Raw genomic sequence first — 18119 nt, 5'->3', positions numbered from 1 at the left:
TTTTCCAAAACCATAAGATATTTTTTGACACAAGAACCCGGTCAGAATGCTGAACGGGCAAAACATTTGAAAATCATGAAATTCAATTGGGGAACTGGCATCGCCATCTTTTTCAGCGTGTTCGTCCTCTCCCTGGTCTATCAGGTCTACCGGTCTACACAGTATGACCACAGCCTGGTTTCCGATCAGTATTACGCTGATGATCTCCGTTATCAGGAGCATTATAACAAACTGGTCAATGCCCAGCAACTTGAAGAGGACTTAAAAATTCAGCCATTAGCCGATAAGGCAACCCTTGAGCTGCACTTTCCGCGACAGGTCTCTGCTTTGGGTGGGGAGATTTACTTCTTCTGCCCCTCCGATCAGTCCAGTGACTTCCGCCTGCCGGTAGAGCCGATGGGTGATGGCATACAGCGCATTCCTACAGAGGAACTGCGCCGGGGCCTTTGGAAGATCAAAGTCGACTGGACCGGCGATGGCAAGGCTTACTATAAGGAACAAGATATCCGGTTGTAATATGGCGATCTGGACGGCATTTACTATAGGCCTCCTCGGCAGCCTGCATTGCGTTGGCATGTGTGGCCCGATTGCTCTATCCCTGCCCTATCAGGGCAAACGGCGTTGGGCAACGGCTGGCAATGTCCTTCTATACAATATTGGCCGGGTCCTGACCTATACACTCCTGGGCTCAGTTATTGGTCTGGTGGGTAAAGGCTTCTTTCTGGCGGGAGCGCAGTCCTATATTTCCATTGGGCTGGGCGTATTCCTGCTTTTTGTTGCGCTGTTTTCCATTGATGTGGAAAGCCGGATCCTGCAAATCCCCTTGATGCAACACCTCAATGGCTGGGTCAAAACCCAGCTGGGCAGGCTACTGCGCGGTGGTGGCAGAGAACGCTTATTCCTCATCGGCAGCCTGAATGGCCTGCTGCCCTGCGGCCTGGTGTATGTGGCCGTCGTAGGCGCAGTAAGTACGGGAGCTATTTGGAACAGTGCGCTATACATGGCAGCCTTTGGGCTGGGCACCATACCATTAATGATGGCAACCGCGCTTGCCGGGCAGTTTATCAAACTGGAATGGCGGGTACGCTTGCGCAAATTACTCCCGGCGTTTCTGGTCGGCTTTGCCATCCTCTTCATCATGCGTGGACTGAATTTTGATGTCCCGATTGAGTTTCGGTTTTGGGAAGACATGCAGAATGCGCCGATGTGCCATTAGCAGACGCAGGCCTGTACCTTGACAACAAAAAGGGTTGGCAGGTCTCTTTGCTACAGCCCCCCTTGTGTTCTTTTAAAGTTACCCAGACCCTAAAAAGCATAACAGAAAATCATGGTCAAGACAGATATCATCATTATTGGAGCAGGGCCCGTAGGCCTGTTTACTGTGTTTGAAGCCGGACTGCTGAAGCTGCGCTGCCATATTGTAGACGCCCTTCCACAACCCGGTGGGCAGCTGGCCGAAATCTACCCCAAAAAACCCATCTATGACATTCCCGGCTACCCTACCGTAGGTGCCAAGGAACTGGTAGACAACCTTATGGAACAGATCGAACCGTTTAAGCCAGGCTTTACGCTGGGAGAGCGGGCAGAAAAACTGGACAAACAGGAAGATGGCAGCTTCACCATCACCACAAGTGAGGGCACACAAATCAATGCGCCCGTAGTAGCCATTGCCGCGGGCCTTGGCAGCTTTGAGCCCCGAAAGCCACCAATCGAAAACATTGAGGCGTTCGAGCACAAAGGCGTGGAATACATGGTGAAAGAACCCGAGCACTTCCGCGATAAGCGGGTAGTGATCTCCGGTGGTGGGGATAGTGCGCTCGACTGGGCGATCCACCTTTCTGATATGGTTAAAGAACTGACGCTGGTGCACCGCCGAAAAGGGTTCCGGGGCGCGCCCGACAGCGTGGAGAAAGTTGAGCAATTAGCCGCCGCAGGCAAAATCAACCTGGTCACGGAAGCGCAGGTTATTGGGCTGGAAGGCAACGGTAAGCTGAAAGAAGTGGTCATTCACCACAAAACGGAAGGCGATTACACCAAAGAGACTGATTTCTTTGTGCCTCTCTTTGGGCTTACCCCCAAAATGGGCCCTTTGCAGGACTGGGGCCTCGATATTGACCCAAAGGATGGTATCAAAGTCGATACCTTTGATTACAGCACCAACATCCCCGGCGTATTTGCCATTGGCGACATCAATACCTATCCGGGAAAACTAAAGCTCATCCTGTGCGGCTTCCACGAAGCTACGCTGATGTGCCAGTCTGCCTTCAAGATCGTGCACCCGGAACAAAAAGTAAGTTTCAAATACACTACCGTTAACGGCGTTAACGGGTTTTAAGAATCTTGTGTCAATTCACTTTTGCGCCCCCATTGCCTCCGCCCGGAGTCAAGGGGGCGCTACTTTTTTTACTCTGGCCCGAACTTTAGGACGCTGAGCTCAAGAACCGAAAGTTAGGATATGTTGTTTCTATTTTGTATATTTGGAACTAGCGATTTCAAATATTGTTTTGAAATTGATTCACAATCCAAAATTTGTTCGCCATGACGCCTATTAACCCAGCGGTCTTTTTTTGGTAACCAGCTAGCTTTGCTTTACGCAGAGCCCTCCGCCTAACCAGCACTAAAATAGCTGACAACCTATCAAGACACCCAACGGCAGCCTTAAAGAAGCCTGCCGCATCTACTAACCAAATTATTTACAGGTATGACAAAGAGGTCGATCCAACGCCGACTACTGAAAGCACGCATTTCACTCAACCATACCATTCAAAAAATTCTCGACATTAACCGGAACCGCAAAAAGCTGGAATACTCCAGGCAAGCAGAAGTCCGGGAACAACATCTCAACGAAGAACTGCGCGTACTCAACAAGATGGCCGAATACCAAGACCGGCTCATCAAGCATTACGAACGGACACTCACCTTAAAGAAAGTACGGCACACTACTGTAGAGAGAACAACATCGCATCACCAACAGCCCACCCTACCCTAGGCTGATTGGCATCTTTCCTTGTATCCGGTTTACAATACCGGGCACAAATGGTCGTATTTGCTCCAGCAAGTCGCTGAGCTGATATTGCTTGTCTTCTATCCGGTCAAGACTGTTGATGGAAGTCTGTATCAGCTCAGCGAGCTCATCCTTTTCCATTAGCATTTCCTTGTATTGGGCTACTGCATTATACCAAAGTATAGTGGGCAGGTAGTTCGCGTTGCGCTGATACTGCCGTTCTTTGTCGAGCAGATGGTATTTGCGCACGACCTTCAATACCTTGGGGTAGCGTTCCTGACGGAGCATAGCCTCCAGGTAAGACGAGAAGAAAATATGCCAGCGATGCTCGAAAACTTCTTTTTTGTAGGCTTGTAAAAAGGACTCCGCGTAGTTTTCCGCGTTGCGATACTGTTGATTGTAGTTCAGGCACTTGAGGTAAAAAGCTACAAAACCGATCCGGTTATGGAAGCTCGGTGTGTGTTTCATCTCCGGGTAAGCAGTACGCATGAGCTGCAGCGCCTCAGGGTACTTCTTTTGCCGGAGCAGCACTGCACTCAGGTTGTTGACGTAATGGATGTAGTCACTGTTTTTATCCCGCACTGACAGATAGCCGTAGTACTCTGCCTTATCATAGTCCTGAAACTTCGTATGTAGCAGCACCCGGTTGCCATAGTAATTGAGCAGAAGGCGCCGGGAATAATACTGCCCCTTGCGAAATAAGCTGTCAATATAGTCATACTTCTCCTTCAGCTTGTCAAACTGCCGGTAGTTGAAGTAAATGAAAGTAAGGCGCACGAGCGCCAGGTAGCGGTTCAGCCCGTCAAGGTGCTCATCATAGAAGACTTCCGTAAGCCAGCCCTCCCACTGCATCGACTGCGCAGAGTTTTCAGAGTACTGCCCCACGATATCCGTGGTCGCTTCATGCATCCGTTCAAAGACCTCTTTGCAGGTATCATAACGCTCCCGGTACTTTCGCAAAAAGTCATCCGCGACCCGGTGGTGCGCATAGCGCATTCGGATCAGCAGGTACTGCCGGTACAGCTGTACCAGCTCGTAGAACTTAGTGAAGTAAAAATCCAGCTGCTCATAATCCCGGATCGCTTTGATAAGCTGCTTTTCCTCTCCGGGCTCAATGGCGTCAGTCATGATTTGCCGCTCCATTTGGCTCATCCAGTCAAAGCGCATATCCACATCTATAGCCTCCAGGCGCTCATTGACCCAGTTTTTCAGATTGGAGTACTTGCGCTTGTCTATTGACTTATCGTAAGGCGTAAATTGGCGGATATTGGTGCAGTTGTAATTCAGCCGTTCCAGTATACCGAGCTTAATCTCGTCTTCAAACTGCTGTGTTTCCAGCAGGTAGGCGGTTTCATGCGGCAAAAGGCTGTCTGCAAACTCTGTAAACTTCTGTAGCTTCTTTCTCATGTCCTATTCGCTTATTCCTACAACCAAGGTAAGCTTTTCTAGGTAAATACAAAAACATCTAGATATTTATATGTGAATTACAGAACGAAATACGGTCAAGATGTAGTATGCCGGCTCAAATTGCGCCAGGCGTTCCAGCATATCTCCGTGTCTTTACCCGTATTGTAGTCTTTAGCATAGAAAAAATTAAGCCGCTGCCGGGTCGCCTGATCTACATGATGGACACGCAAACCATCAAGTGGAGATAGGATGCCTTTCCGGATAGCAGGCAAACTGACATCTTCTTTATCCGTGGCCGCATAGCCTACCCAGCTGTACCGTCCGATGAGTACCCACAGGCTGTTCCGCAACAAGCCCAGGGGCCGGCGTACAAGAATCGCTTGCAATGGAAGCGTCAGCAACAGGAACAACGCGAAGCTGATGTCGAAAAGCCGTTTATTACGCTGGCTCATGGACTGCACAATATTATAGCGGATATCAATCGTGTAGAGTTCGCCGGCAGTATTTCTGGAGCTGCTGCCGATGATGCTCATACTTTCCCGGGGCACAATCTTGTAATTGACAGCGGGGCCCAGGCGGGACATCCACTGCATGACCGCCTGTGTAGGCACATCCCGGGAACAGAAAATCACTTCCCGTATGTTGTAGATGTGCACCACCTCCTCCAGTTGTTCAAGGCGGCTGAGGTAGATGGTTTGGTCATGCGGCTCGTTAGCAGGCGCTACGGTGCCTACCACCGGACGGTGGACTTCAGCCTTATGCAGTAACTGCTGCACCCGTTCGCTTTCCTCAACTGTCCCTACAATCACTATGGGCATCTCCCCTTCTTCCCCGATCCGCAGGTGGCGGAAAGCAATGAAATGCATTAGCATACGAACACCAACGGTAGCCGTAAGCGCCCAAAGTGCGCCCAGTAAAATAAGCGCCCGGGAATTGCGGTACTCTTGCTCCAGCAGTCCGTAAACAGCAAGCAGCACCAGTGTACCCAACATTACGCCTCTGACCAGCCGCCGGAGGCGGTAGCGCTCATCGTACCCTCCGTTGAAAAAAATGGAAAGCAGCCAGATGCCTACGTAAAGTGGAAAATTGACGTACAGGATAGATGAACTGTAGTAATCCGGATCCTTAAAATGATAAGCTCCCCAGAAATCTTTCAGAAAAAATAATCCGGTGTAAACCACCAGGCCGTCAAGTAGTGGCAGGTACGCCCGGCTCAGGAAATTTGACACTACTGTCAGCCCGGCCCGCAGGTAGATTGCGATCTGCAACATCAGCACAAACAACGTAGCCTTATTGCCTGTGAAGTGTTTACGGGCAAAAATGATCATGGCATTATAAAAGGCTCGGACATAATTCAGGCTGCCCTTTTTGGTACTCTCGCCTTTATAATGAATAATCGAGGTCTCGGGCAGGTAATAATTCTTGTACCCTCCCTGAATGATGCGGTAAGACAAGTCAATATCCTCGCCGTACATAAAAAACGCCTCGTCCAGCAGCCCCACTTCATCCAGCACGGAGCGCCTCATAAACATGAATGCACCAGCCAGGACCTCCACTTCATTTGTCTCCATTTCATCCAGATAGCCCAGGTGGTAGCGATTGAAAAGGCGGGATTTGGGGAAAAGCCTGGACAGCCCAACCGTCTTGCAAAAAGCCACCCATGGAGACGGGAAGCCCCGCTTTGACTCCGGAAGGAAAGCACCGCTGCCGTCAATCATCCGAACACCAAGCCCTCCGGCCTCCGGGTGGGCATCCATAAAAGTAATGCACTTTTCAAAGGTATCTTCTTCGACTACGGTATCCGGATTGAGCAGGAGGACGTACTCTCCCTTGCTTTGCCGGACCGCCTGATTGTTGGCAATGGAGAAGCCCGGATTATCCTGGTTTTGGATGAGGTGTACTTGAGGGAATTTCTCCTGCACCATGCGCACAGAGTCGTCCACGGAGTTATTGTCGACCACCCAGGTTTCCACTTCCAGCCCGCGTGAGGCGCGGCGCACGGAGAGGAGGGCCTGCTCGAGGAAGTACTTGACGTTGTAGTTGACGATGATGACGGAGAGCTTCATAACTGATGTAGCTTCTTTCGGAGAATATAAATCGCAGCCTGACAGTAAACTTCGTATTTTCCTTCTGAGCCCTTTTGTTCCAGTTTCTTTAGCTGTTGCTGAATGGCTCCCTTTGAGTAACTTTTGAGTGTACTTTTTGCGGCCTGTATTGCAGCAACCCTTCCGCTCTTCAGACTTCTTATATTTAAGTTCAAGGTTTGATTCAAATCTGTTTCCACCCGTTCATCTTCTGAAAAGACGGTTCCGTTAGCGGCAAATTTCACCAGATCTTCACACTGCGGCTTCCGTGGATCAACGGTCAGAGTAGCATTTTTACGACTTTTATCACAATGCATTAGATGTGCAGGCCCTCCTTCTCCTCCTGTGCAAACCCCGAGCATGTTAAAATAATTTAACCGCAGCTTCTCTCCATCTTCCCCACTTTGAGCAACGTAGTGCTCAATATTCATTTTTGGACGGCCCTCCATATCCAAATCGTTACTGATTCGGCTCATGCAATAGGCACAAATATGTCCCTGCTCCTTTAGGAGGGCACGCCTGATATCTGCCTTATTGCAATCATCATAAGTCGAACCCGGAGTGGAGCGTACCTCTTTTAAAGATTGAGGTTCATTGCCCGCCGCTTTGAGGATGTACTTCATACTTCATTCATGAATTCGTAATGAAGCGTTGCCCTTTGAATCTCCGGATCATCGGCTCCATATTTTAGGCTCATTTCCCGTAACAAGCCTTTAGCCTCTTCTTTTTTCTGGGGGTTGTCCAGTATACGATATAGCTTGTCAAAATCCTCTTTTGCAGCTTCCGGACGCTCCGGCACATTGAACACATCCTGAAGAAGGGTATTGGAATCGCGCCCCAGCGTATGAGGCACCTCCTTGATGACCTTAAAGTTTTCCAATAGAAACACCTGACTCCTTGCTACTTCGCTAACAACCTGTGGCGAATGGGTGGTCAGAATAAATTGTATGCCAGGAAACGTCTTCTCCAAAGCGGGCACAATACGGCGCTGCCATGCAGGGTGCAGGTGAAGCTCTATCTCGTCGATGAGGACGATGCCCTTGCCTTCCAATGGATTAGTAAGTTTAGGGTTGGCAATAACCAAACGGTGAGCGATATCGGCTACCATACCCAGACTCAATTGCTCCCCATCGGAGAGTTGCGAAAGGTTAAGGTCTTGCCCGTCTTTTGTAATCACCAGAGAACTTGGAACAGAGGTAAACTGGTTAATTTCACGTTCTTCTACCCTAAGGTTTATATACTGCCTTTCCCCAAGTGCAGCGAAGAAGGTCTCCCAGGCACTTCTTACGGCATCCAATCCAGGATTACGATAGTCAAAATCCTTCAACCTGATTTTTTCCCGGTTTTCCTTGTTTTCTTCTTCTACGAACCACTTTATAAAATGATCAAACTGTAATGTGCCGCCCCACGCACCTTCGTAGGCTTTCAGTTGGGGGATTAGGTATCGCTTTGGTTCTTCTTCGGGCAACGGACTATCATACCGCAGAGACCTCAACGCCGTATAAAAAGCAAAAACAGGAATTGACTTCTCATTAATCAGGTAAGCCTTTCCAGACTCTTCCACGCCCCAATTATCAATTTCTGAAGATATATTGCCTTGACTTTTGCCCGATGAAATGTCATATTTGAGCTTCAATTGCCCAGATTTTTCACTAGCCAACGACACTTCTATCTGAACATGACAAACAGTCGCTCCAAGACTTACATCCATCTTTGATAAACCATGACCTTGTGTGGCTGTATCTGAAAACTGATAGTTACACACCAACCGATTCAAATTATTCAACGCGTCCAACACACTCGTTTTACCCGCCCCGTTCCATCCAATAAAAACAGTAGCACCGCTTTCGGGAAAATCAATCGACAAATCCGAAAAACCTCTATAGTTTTCTAGTTTAAGTCTTTGAATACGCATAAATTACTATTTATGATAAGGCTGCCGCGCCACAATCGACCGCCCCAGGGTCAGTTCATCCGCATACTCCAGCTCGCCACCGAAGGAAACGCCACGGGCGATGGTGCTCACCTGTATGTCCTTCCCTTCCAGCTTTTTGGAAATGTAGAAGGTCGTTGTATCGCCTTCAATGGTGGGGCTGATGGCCATAATCAACTCCTTGACCTCATCTTTCTCAATACGCTCCAGCAACGGGTCAATGGTCAGGTCCTCCGGGCCGACCCCCTCAATTGGGGAAATGACGCCGCCCAAAACATGGTACACCCCCCGGTACTGACCGGTATCCTCAATGGCCATCACGTCTCGTATGCTTTCCACCACACAGATAGTGCCTTCTTCCCGGCGTTTATCCGCGCAGATGTTGCAGAGCCGGTCGTCTGATAAGTTGTAGCAGCGCTCGCACTGCCGGATATTTTTCCGCATACTAACGATCGCTTCTGCAAATTGCTCCGCAACTTCCTCGGGCTGCTGTGTAAGGTGGAGGACAAGGCGCAGGGCCGTCTTCTTGCCAATACCTGGCAAGGTGGCAAAGGCATTGACCGCTGATTCGATATGTTTGGACGAAAAGTTCATGGTTTCAAAATTAGCAATTACCAGGGGAAAACGCGGTGCCGGGCAAACAATTCCCACCTTTATACCTTGTCTTGAGTAACAAACTTAGTAAACATGACCCGGTCATTTGACGAATTCGGGCAGGATAAGCCTGCTTTTTTCTACTTCTACGATGCCCTCTGCGGCTGGTGCTATGGCTTCAGCCCGGTCATCCATCAGTTGTACCAACACTTTGGGCCCGAAATGGATTTCGAGGTCATCTCCGGATGCATGATTACCGGCGACCGGGTAGGGCGGATCGGAGAAGTGGCCGGTTACATTAGTGAAGCCTACCGGACAGTAGAAGAGCGTACTGGCATTACCTTTGGCCCTGACTTTTTGGAAGGCACGCTTGCAGAAGGCACAGCAGTCTTCACATCAGTGCCGGCCGCTGTAGCCATGGCAATCGCAAAGGAACAGGCACCTGACAGGCAGGTGGAATTTGCCCACCTGTTGCAGCAAGCAGTTTACTTCGATGGGATACCGTCGGCTGAAGCCCAGGCTTACGCGCCATATGCGGAGCAAATCGGTATAGACGGCCCGTCATTCACCAAAAAGATGAAAGACCTGGCTTACCGGCAAAAAGCAGAAGAGGAATTCCAAATCACCGCACAAATTGGCGTTCGTGGTTTTCCCACCTGCTTTATGAAAACCGGCGATCAGTTTCACCTGATTACTACAGGTTTCCGCCCTTTGCCCGAAATGCTGGCTGCTGTCCAAACAGTATTGAACCAACCCTCCGTGAACCCTAACTAAGCAGGTGGGTTTTAATTATTGAGCAATAATCATTTTCTTTGCACTTAGTGTATAGATTACACCAGGTATTAACAAAAGATCAACTACCAAAATACACAATCGTATGGCAGAAGTCATCAGAATGCCCCGAATGAGCGACACAATGGAAGAGGGCAATATTGTGAGCTGGCTCAAGGAAGAAGGTGAAGAAGTGGAAGCTGGCGAAACGCTGGCGGAAGTGGAAACCGATAAAGCGACCATGGAACTCGACAGCTACTTTGATGGGGTACTCCTCCACATCGCTGTAAAAGAGGGCCCTGTGCCCATCAACGACGTCATTGCCGTGATCGGAGAAGAAGGCGAAGACTGGAAAGCTGCTATCGAAGGCGCATCTTCAGACAACGGTGGCGCTGATGACAGTAGCGACGATTCCGGGGACGAAGAAGCTACGGCACCAAAGGAAGAAGAGACTTCCAACAGCCCCGCAGCGTCTGCATCTTCAGATAACAGCGGATCAGATAGCGATAAACGCATTAAGGCTTCTCCTCTTGCCCGCAGTATGGCTAAGGAAGCAAACATCGACCTCGCTCAGGTGAATGGCTCCGGAGATGGCGGCCGTATTGTCAAAAAAGATATTGAGGAGGCAATCGAGCAACAACAGTCTGCTCCTGCCCCACAACCTGCACCGTCAGCCCCCGAGGCTCCCGCAGCACAGCCTGCCCCACAGCAGGAAGCTCCGGCAGCTAAAGTTCCTGAGTTTTCTATTTCTGCCAGCGGTGACAACTACGAAGATCAGCCCATCAGCCAAATGCGTAAGACCATTGCGCGCCGCCTTGGTGAAAGCAAATTCTCTGCTCCCCACTTCTACCTGACCGTGGAAATCAATATGGATAATGCCATAAAGGTGCGCAAACGCCTTAATGAAGTGGCACCGACTAAGATTTCCTTTAATGACCTGGTGCTGAAGGCTTGTGCTGTAGCACTGCGTCAGCATCCTGCGATCAACTCTTCCTGGCTGGGCGATAAGATCCGTAAGAACAAGGATGTGAATGTTGGTGTGGCTGTAGCTGTAGACGAAGGGCTGCTTGTTCCGGTTATCCGCTTTGCAGACATGAAATCACTGTCGCAAATCAATACCGAAGTCAAGACCCTCGCCGGCAAAGCGAAAAACCGTAAACTGTCTACTGAAGAGATGCAGGGCAATACCTTTACCATCTCTAATCTGGGCATGTTCGGCATTGAAGAATTCACGGCCATCATCAACCCACCAGATAGCTGTATCCTTGCAGTTGGCGGCATCATTCAGAAGCCTATTGTGAAGGACGGAGAACTGGCTGTGGGCAACATGATGAAAGTAACGCTGTCCTGCGACCACCGCGTAGTGGACGGAGCGACTGGCGCCGCTTTCCTCAATACCGTTAAAGATATTCTGGAAGATCCTATCCGGATTTTGGTGTAAAAACCAACCAGCTATAAATGAATACATAAGGGTTCTGGCGAAAGCCGGGCCCTTTTTTATTTTGGAACCCAACCTCCCTTTTTTTTGTATTTTTGAGTATGAGGTATCTGGACCCAAAGAATGACCTGACCTTTAAAAAGGTCTTTGGAGAGCACCCGCACCTGCTGCGCAGCTTTCTTAATGCATTGCTGCCATTGGCGGAGGGGCAACAGATTGAGCATATCGAATACATCCCGGCTGAGCTCGTGCCTAATATCCCTCTGCTCAAAAACTCTATTGTGGATGTCCGCTGCACCGACAACCGGGGGCGGCAGTTCATTGTGGAAATGCAGATGCTTTGGACAGACAGCTTCAAAAACAGAATCCTCTTCAATGCCTCTAAAGCTTACGTGAAACAGTTAGACCGGGGGCATGAGTACAAAGGGCTGAAGCCAGTCTACGCACTCAGCCTGGTCAATGAAGACTTTGAGCCCAATACCGGCCAGTATTACCATCACTACGCTATTGTCCATACCGAATATCCGGAAAAACGCATTGACGGGCTACAGTTTGTCTTTGTGGAGCTGCCAAAGTTCAAGGCACAAAACCTCACGGAAAAGAAACTCCAGATCCTCTGGCTCCGGTACCTTACCGAAATAGAAGACGGCACGGAGCAACTCCCTGCTGACCTCCTGGAAATCCCGGAAGTACGGGAGGCTATGGAGTACTTACAGGAAAGTGCATTCACCAGGGAAGAACTGGCCACTTATGACAAGTACTGGGACAGCATCAGCAGCGAGCGTACCTTGATTGAAGACGCCTATTCGGAGGGAGAAGAAAAAGGAGAAGAAAAGAAAGCCCTTTCCATTGCCCGCAGCATGAAAGCTAAAGGCTTTGATACACCCACAATCGCTGAGCTGACAGGGCTAAGCCCGGAGCTTATCGAAAGGCTGTAACGACGGGCCGGCCCTCACACCTCGCTCTGTTTAACGCGACAGCCAGAATTTCCTGAAAATTTCCATCTATTCCAGCTCCTTGTTAATGGATTACGGAGCAAAATAGAGAGAAAATCATAACTACAAACTCGTTACCTCAACGATCGCACCTTGCTTAATTTCAATCACTATTGCATAAGTAACATCGACAAAATCATTACCGGATTTACCAGGTCGCCAAGTTCCGGAGTTGTTAATCAAGTCTACCAGGTTACCCTTGCTATCCTCGAATACATCCTCAGCAGACAACAGATAAACACAGGGAGCTCCATGGCGGGAAACCACCGTATGAATGATAAAATGACCATCAAAGATTTCCTCTATACCACAAATCTCCGCATTAGCTCGAATATAAGCCTCTAAGTCCCCCTCACTTGCTCCGTACTGAGGCATATGATCAACGCTTAGGTATATCTCCTCCAAAGTATCAAGAATAGAACAAGTGTAGGAAACCTGATCCCTTTCTATAGGTCCTGAGCAAATATCAAGTGGAGGATCCCAAGTTAACCATGCTTCTGTTTCGCGTAGTTGATCATTGCTGCAAGCAGTCAGAGCAATCGAACATACTCCTATAAAACATAGAATACTTTGGTATTTTTTCATGGTTCTATACATATTTAGTACCCTGCTCCTCTGATTTCAACTACTTCGCCATCTAAGATCTCGAGCCTAATACCTGACATTACATTTGCAGGCTCACCCCCGACCCTCCCAGGCGTCCATCTGGGCATATCCTTGATGAGCTCTTTTAAGTTGCCTTTGCTATCCCTGAATACGTGCTCGCTTTTGATAGAACGGACACAAGTTGTCCCATCCTCATAGACTAATATTTGGGCGGATACCAAACCACTGTCAATCTCATTTAGCCCGCATATTTCTAAATTAGATTCAAAATAATCAGCAACATCGCTTTCCTGCTCGCCATAAATAGGTCGATCCGGAGTATTTAGGTAGACAGACGCTCCCGTAGGCAAAGGGCAAGGGGACCACACAATTTCTATTTTTACTGCACCAGAACAAATATTAGGGGGATCCCAAAAATATGGCGCTTCCTCTATTTCTTCTATTTCTATTTCTTCAAAAGGCAACTTATCAAAAGTGCAGCCGTAGGCCAAGAGAGACAAGATAAGGAATAATGAGCGCGCTTTATTCATGATATTTTCTTTGACGACATTGCTAAATTACTTTTTTCTATGGTATTTTCATCGTTCAGCAATTGCAAAAGTAAAGGATCCTACTTTGGAACCCAACCTCCCTTTTTTTTGTATTTTTGAATATGAGGTATCTGGACCCAAAGAATGACCTGACCTTTAAAAAGGTCTTTGGAGAGCACCCGCACCTGCTGCGCAGCTTTCTTAATGCATTGCTGCCATTAGCGGAGGGGCAACAGATTGAGCATATCGAATACATCCCGGCTGAGCTCGTGCCTAATATCCCTCTGCTCAAAAACTCTATTGTGGATGTCCGCTGCACCGACAACCGGGGGCGGCAGTTCATTGTGGAAATGCAGATGCTCTGGACAGACAGCTTCAAAAACAGAGTTCTCTTCAATGCCTCTAAAGCTTATGTTAAACAGTTAGACCGGGGGCACGAGTACAAAGGCTTGAAGCCAGTCTACGCACTCAGCCTGGTCAATGAAAATTTTGAGCCCGATACCAAGCAGTACTATCACCACTATGCTATTGTACATACTGAATACCCGGAGAAACGCATTGACGGGCTACAGTTTGTCTTTGTGGAATTGCCCAAGTTCAAGGCACAAAACCTAACGGAAAAGAAACTCCAGATCCTCTGGCTCCGGTACCTTACCGAAATAGAAGATGGCACGGAGCAACTCCCCGCTGACCTCCTGGAAATCCCGGAAGTACGGGAGGCTATGGAGTACTTGCAGGAAAGTGCATTCACCAGGGAAGAGCTGGCAACTTATGACAAGTACTGGGACAGCATCAGCAGCGAGCGCACCTTAATCGAAGATGCCTATTCGGAGGGAGAAGAAAAGAAAGCCCTTTCCATTGCCCGCAGCATGAAAGCCAAAGGCTTTGATACGCCCACAATCGCTGAGCTGACAGGGCTAAGCCAGGAACTTATCGAGAGGTTGTAACAGCGGGCGGGCCTTCACACCTCGGTCTGTTTAACGCGACAGCCAGAATTTCCTGAAAATTTCGAGCTCCTCCAATTCCCGGTTTACAAATCGCTGAAAAAGCCGATCCCCTACTTTGCTACGCAAGGCAGATATTCCCACATCAATAAGCCGAATGCCTGACTCGGTCAGAAAAATATTATCGAATCGCATGCCAGGCATATCAGAAGGGCGCTGAATGTCCCGATGTACAAAGCCAGCCCGGTGCAAAGCGGTAAGTTCGTCTTCCAACAGATCAAGCCACAACTCCCGCCGTTCAAATTCATACGCCCGGAAATCCAGGGGGTAAAGGCGCTCCATCACCAGCATATCAGCGTCCAAGCCCTCATCAATATCCAAACGGATAAATTTGACAACGAGATCATTTACAGCATTGGCATATTGCATTTTTTCAGCTTCCGAACCAATATCTGAGCGGGTATCTTCCACAAACAGCTTTGCCACCTCTGTCGAGGATAACGCAATAACCGTATTGTTGGCTCCCTGGGATAAAGTTTTCGGATATCGCTTAGTCATGCTGATCTGTTTGTACGTAAGATATTCAAAGATGATGGAATACTGTAAAAAACTCTATCTTACTCCAGGTGTTTTTATGCAAACGAATCTCATAAGTGATGAAAAAAACTGTGGTCCTTGGCGCTTCTCCCAAACCAATACGTTATTCCTATGCAGCCGTTCAGCAGCTGACTTCCAAAGGACACGAGGCAGTGCCTATTGGTGTAAAAGATGGCGAGATTGATGGCATCGAAATCATCAAAGGCACTCCGGATGTGGAGGATGTACATACCATCACGCTTTACCTGAGCCCTCCGCGGCAGGCACAGTACTACGATTATATCTTCAGCCTCAACCCCAAGCGGTTGATCTTCAATCCTGGCACGGAGAACCTGGATCTCATCCAATTGGCGAAAGACAAAGGGGTGGATGTGGAAGTTGGCTGTACGCTCGTGATGCTCTCCGTAGGAAATTATTAACTGTATTTTGCTGAACACCTCTCCCCTCTCAACAGTTAGGCAAATAAAAGATTTTGCCAACAGATACCCAATTTGCAACGGACTGGCTTGAAGAGCGTTACCGGTTTGATGTCGCCGCCCGCAATCCCAAAGTGGAAGCTGCCTGCCTGCAGTACTTCGCTCAACACCCCATGGTTTCCATCATTGACATCGGTGCCGGTACAGGCGCTAACTTTATTTACCTTTCAGAAAAGTTCCCGCAGTCGCAGCAGTGGGCACTTGTTGAACTCAACCCGAACCTGCTGAAACGAGCGCGCGAACGCCTCAAAATATGGGCTGCCGCCAAAGACTATACAGTCCGGGAAGATGGGCAAAACCTGGACTTTCGGCGTAATGATCAGCACATTCAAGTGCAGCTATTACAGGGTTCTTTCCTGGAATTGCCCCGACTGCTGCAACCGGACCAATATCAAATGGTTACGGCATCAGCAGTATTTGACTTGCTTTGTGAACAAATGCTCAGCGATTTGGTACAGACCTTCCATCAAAACCGGCTGGCTTTACTGACTACCCTGAACTACGAGAGCATGGCATACCTCCCCGCTGATGCAGAAGATGACCACTGGATCAGGCTTTATGAAACGCACATGCAACGGGAACAGGACTTTGGCAAAGCGCTCGGCCCCAGGTGCAGTGACTTTTTAGAAAAGGAGTATGCGCAGCTGCCAACCGCACAAATGCTACGCGCACCAAGCCGGTGGCAAATTGAGCCGGCAGATACCTTCATGCACGGCCACATGCTACAGTTTTTAGAGCAAAGCCTTCTGGAAATGAAAAGTATGGGACACTCCGGTAAAGGGTTGGACGCATGGCTCCAACGAAAAAAAGTGCAGCTTCAGTCGCAACAGCTTCGGTTATCGGTGGCGCATTCTGACTTTTTCACCGCTCCTGTTTATGAAGGATAAAACCTGGGTACGGCTACACGCAGCCCTCATGCTGACTGCCCTGACTGCATTGGGGCAGGCAGGGCTTTGGTGGCCCATGTTAGGGGTATCCCTGATCACTTTTGTCTGGCTCTTGGCTGCTCACGCCCCTACACTACGTCAGTTGCGCCCCATAGGAGGGTATGCCAATTGGGTTACCCTTGCGCGGTGGGCGCTCCTTTTATACGCAGCCTATAGCTACCCCCAATGGTCAGACTATATCGTTTTCCTCCTTTTCCTGACCGTAATTATATCAGATGGCATTGACGGGTACCTGGCGCGCCGTTATCAGCAATCTACAGCTGTTGGTAGTTTACTGGACGTGGAAACGGACGCCCTGATGAGTGCTTTACTGGCAGGGATTCACTATCAGGAAGATATCGTTGGCGGGTGGATACTCCTGGCGGGCGGTATGCGTTACGGCTATGTGTGGTTGCTTTATCTGCTGGGTTGGGAAAATCATAAAGGGGCTGACAACCCGAATGCCCGGTGGATTGGAGCGACTTTTATTAGTGTGTTGATGGGTCCATTCATTGCTCCGGAATGGCTATCAGTGCCAGCATTGGTTGTTGGTAGTCTGTTGGTCACTTACTCTTTTGGGTATTCTCTATGGGGCCAGCGCAAAGCCTGACCCACAGAAAATACAAATGCTAGGCGGCGTTCAGCCCACCTTTGCCAGGTTCCGGCATTTTACATTCTTCATCAGGCTTTTTACCACAAACGGTACACTCTCCCACTTCGCTCTTCAGCATAGGATTGTTGGTTGCGCAGGTTCCGCGGAATTCATTGCCTGTGACAATCTGCCGCACGTTGATCAGTGCGAAGCTGATACCAAATACCACAAAAATAATTCCGAGGACATATAAATACTCCATAGTTGTAATCCTTCTTTTGGTGCTAAACAAGTAGTGGGCCGGCACAGTTCATAACTCCGCAGGAAGCCCTACCTTTGCGGGTGCAAAATTACAAAAAAACCACACCATGCAACATAAACTCGATGCTTTTGCCCGATTGCTGAATATAATGGACGAGCTGCGGGAACAGTGCCCCTGGGACCGCAAGCAGACTTTTCAGAGCCTGCGCAATTTAACAATTGAGGAAACCTACGAGCTGGCGGACGCCATCCTGAATGAAGACCTTCCGGAAATCAAGGAAGAAATTGGCGATTTGCTCCTGCATATGGTGTTTTACGCCAAGATAGCTGATGAAAAGGGCGCTTTCGACATCGCGGACGCGCTGAATGCCGTTTGCGAAAAGCTCATCAAGCGCCACCCTCATATTTACGGAGACGTACAGGCCGATGACGAAGAGACCGTCAAGAAAAACTGGGAGCAACTCAAGCTGCAGGAAGGCAAAAAGTCTGTCCTGGCTGGCGTCCCCCGTTCCCTGCCTGCTATGGTCAAAGCCTACCGCATGCAGGAGAAGACCAAACAAGTGGGCTTTGAATGGGAAAACAAGGCGCAGGTCTGGGATAAAGTAGTGGAAGAAATGGAAGAATTCAGAGAAGCAAGCGAGCAGGGGCTGTCACAGGAGAAGAAAGAAGAAGAGTTTGGCGATGTGTTGTTTTCTCTGATCAACTACGCCCGGTTTGAGGGTATAGACCCCGAGACCGCCCTGGAGCGCGTCAATCAGAAATTCAAGCAGCGCTTTGAGTACATTGAGGCACATGCTGACCGCGCCTTGACAGAAATGAGCCTCGAAGAGATGGATGCGCTCTGGAATGAAGCTAAACGCCGATAGAATTCGCTATTTTTAAGGGAAAGCCTGCCAATTTTATTACCTTTGCGCCTCGCAAAATGTATCTTAGAGTTGCCTAAACTACCTTTTGCAGGAAT

The 18119-nt window shown here is 49.0% G+C and carries 21 protein-coding genes; 12 read left to right on the top strand and 9 right to left on the bottom strand.

Annotated elements, in window-relative coordinates:
* Positions 1–75: 75 nt before the first annotated feature.
* From IX84_RS16325 to IX84_RS16310, 4 genes are all read left to right on the top strand, one after another.
* Entirely contained in the window at positions 76–516 is a 441-nt protein-coding gene (locus IX84_RS16325; protein ID WP_044223067.1) for a FixH family protein, read from the top strand.
* A gap of 1 nt (position 517) precedes the next feature.
* Positions 518–1216 carry a sulfite exporter TauE/SafE family protein gene (locus tag IX84_RS16320; protein WP_044223064.1) on the top strand — a complete coding sequence of 233 codons (699 nt, stop codon included), beginning with the start codon at positions 518–520 and terminating at the stop codon, positions 1214–1216.
* A gap of 111 nt (positions 1217–1327) precedes the next feature.
* Positions 1328–2335 (top strand): NAD(P)/FAD-dependent oxidoreductase, encoded by a 1008-nt coding sequence (locus IX84_RS16315; protein WP_044223062.1) that lies wholly within the window; start codon positions 1328–1330, stop codon positions 2333–2335.
* Positions 2336–2701: 366 nt separating this feature from the next.
* A complete protein-coding gene (locus tag IX84_RS16310; protein ID WP_044223058.1) occupies positions 2702–2989 on the top strand; it encodes a hypothetical protein in 288 nt (95 codons plus the stop codon).
* Here the strand turns inward: IX84_RS16310 and IX84_RS16305 are convergent.
* The 5 genes from IX84_RS16305 to recR form a co-directional block, all read right to left on the bottom strand.
* Entirely contained in the window at positions 2981–4411 is a 1431-nt protein-coding gene (locus tag IX84_RS16305) for a hypothetical protein (RefSeq protein ID WP_044223055.1), read from the bottom strand. The two genes, IX84_RS16310 and IX84_RS16305, sit on opposite strands and share 9 nt — an antisense overlap.
* A 95-nt stretch (positions 4412–4506) precedes the next feature.
* The gene (locus IX84_RS16300) at positions 4507–6477 is read right to left on the bottom strand and encodes a glycosyltransferase family 2 protein (RefSeq protein ID WP_044223052.1); all 1971 of its coding nucleotides are present in this window, start codon (positions 6475–6477) and stop codon (positions 4507–4509) included.
* Complete coding sequence (locus IX84_RS16295; protein WP_044223048.1) at positions 6474–7118, bottom strand: HNH endonuclease family protein; 645 nt, start codon at positions 7116–7118, stop codon at positions 6474–6476. The genes IX84_RS16300 and IX84_RS16295 overlap by 4 nt, the downstream gene beginning before the upstream one ends.
* Complete coding sequence (locus IX84_RS31115; RefSeq protein ID WP_052516068.1) at positions 7115–8410, bottom strand: AAA family ATPase; 1296 nt, start codon at positions 8408–8410, stop codon at positions 7115–7117. Before IX84_RS31115 ends, IX84_RS16295 begins: the two co-directional genes overlap by 4 nt.
* A 6-nt stretch (positions 8411–8416) precedes the next feature.
* The gene (recR, locus tag IX84_RS16285; protein WP_044223045.1) at positions 8417–9022 is read right to left on the bottom strand and encodes a recombination mediator RecR; all 606 of its coding nucleotides are present in this window, start codon (positions 9020–9022) and stop codon (positions 8417–8419) included.
* A gap of 93 nt (positions 9023–9115) precedes the next feature.
* Here recR and IX84_RS16280 point away from each other — a divergent pair, with 93 nt between their 5' ends.
* The 3 genes from IX84_RS16280 (at position 9116) to IX84_RS16270 (ending at position 12169) form a co-directional block, all read left to right on the top strand.
* On the top strand, positions 9116–9796 hold the full coding sequence (locus IX84_RS16280; RefSeq protein ID WP_044223042.1) for a DsbA family protein: 681 nt from the start codon (positions 9116–9118) through the stop codon (positions 9794–9796).
* 103 nt (positions 9797–9899) lie between these two features.
* Positions 9900–11234 carry a pyruvate dehydrogenase complex dihydrolipoamide acetyltransferase gene (locus tag IX84_RS16275; RefSeq protein WP_044223039.1) on the top strand — a complete coding sequence of 445 codons (1335 nt, stop codon included), beginning with the start codon at positions 9900–9902 and terminating at the stop codon, positions 11232–11234.
* A 98-nt stretch (positions 11235–11332) separates the two neighbouring features.
* Positions 11333–12169, top strand: a complete 837-nt coding sequence (locus tag IX84_RS16270; RefSeq protein WP_044223036.1) for an Rpn family recombination-promoting nuclease/putative transposase — start codon at positions 11333–11335, stop codon at positions 12167–12169.
* A gap of 120 nt (positions 12170–12289) precedes the next feature.
* Here the strand turns inward: IX84_RS16270 and IX84_RS16265 are convergent, their stop codons facing one another.
* On the bottom strand, positions 12290–12811 hold the full coding sequence (locus IX84_RS16265) for a hypothetical protein (protein ID WP_152605094.1): 522 nt from the start codon (positions 12809–12811) through the stop codon (positions 12290–12292).
* A 14-nt stretch (positions 12812–12825) separates the two neighbouring features.
* Entirely contained in the window at positions 12826–13362 is a 537-nt protein-coding gene (locus IX84_RS16260; RefSeq protein WP_044223030.1) for a hypothetical protein, read from the bottom strand.
* 122 nt (positions 13363–13484) lie between these two features.
* Here IX84_RS16260 and IX84_RS16255 point away from each other — a divergent pair, with 122 nt between their 5' ends.
* Positions 13485–14309, top strand: a complete 825-nt coding sequence (locus tag IX84_RS16255; RefSeq protein ID WP_044223026.1) for an Rpn family recombination-promoting nuclease/putative transposase — start codon at positions 13485–13487, stop codon at positions 14307–14309.
* A gap of 30 nt (positions 14310–14339) precedes the next feature.
* On the opposite strand, the gene IX84_RS16250 is transcribed toward IX84_RS16255, so the two are convergent.
* Positions 14340–14864 carry a hypothetical protein gene (locus IX84_RS16250; protein WP_044223023.1) on the bottom strand — a complete coding sequence of 175 codons (525 nt, stop codon included), beginning with the start codon at positions 14862–14864 and terminating at the stop codon, positions 14340–14342.
* A gap of 98 nt (positions 14865–14962) precedes the next feature.
* Here IX84_RS16250 and IX84_RS16245 point away from each other — a divergent pair, with 98 nt between their 5' ends.
* The 3 genes from IX84_RS16245 to IX84_RS31110 are packed head-to-tail and all read left to right on the top strand — an operon-like array spanning position 14963 to position 16915.
* Positions 14963–15322, top strand: coding sequence for a CoA-binding protein (locus tag IX84_RS16245; protein WP_044223020.1), 360 nt, complete (start codon positions 14963–14965; stop codon positions 15320–15322).
* A gap of 53 nt (positions 15323–15375) precedes the next feature.
* Positions 15376–16266 (top strand): class I SAM-dependent methyltransferase, encoded by an 891-nt coding sequence (locus IX84_RS16240; RefSeq protein WP_044223018.1) that lies wholly within the window; start codon positions 15376–15378, stop codon positions 16264–16266.
* A complete protein-coding gene (locus tag IX84_RS31110; RefSeq protein ID WP_081968792.1) occupies positions 16256–16915 on the top strand; it encodes a CDP-alcohol phosphatidyltransferase family protein in 660 nt (219 codons plus the stop codon). Before IX84_RS16240 ends, IX84_RS31110 begins: the two co-directional genes overlap by 11 nt.
* 19 nt (positions 16916–16934) lie before the next feature.
* Here the strand turns inward: IX84_RS31110 and IX84_RS16230 are convergent, their stop codons facing one another.
* Positions 16935–17159, bottom strand: coding sequence for a hypothetical protein (locus tag IX84_RS16230; protein ID WP_044223015.1), 225 nt, complete (start codon positions 17157–17159; stop codon positions 16935–16937).
* 106 nt (positions 17160–17265) lie between these two features.
* Between IX84_RS16230 and mazG the strand changes: the two genes are divergently transcribed.
* Complete coding sequence (mazG, locus tag IX84_RS16225; protein WP_044223013.1) at positions 17266–18024, top strand: nucleoside triphosphate pyrophosphohydrolase; 759 nt, start codon at positions 17266–17268, stop codon at positions 18022–18024.
* Positions 18025–18119: the final 95 nt, after the last annotated feature.

This window comes from Phaeodactylibacter xiamenensis (assembly GCF_000759025.1).
Classification (GTDB): domain Bacteria; phylum Bacteroidota; class Bacteroidia; order Chitinophagales; family Saprospiraceae; genus Phaeodactylibacter; species Phaeodactylibacter xiamenensis.
Note: the sequence above shows the minus strand (reverse complement) of the source record. Positions and strands in the feature narration are given on the sequence as shown.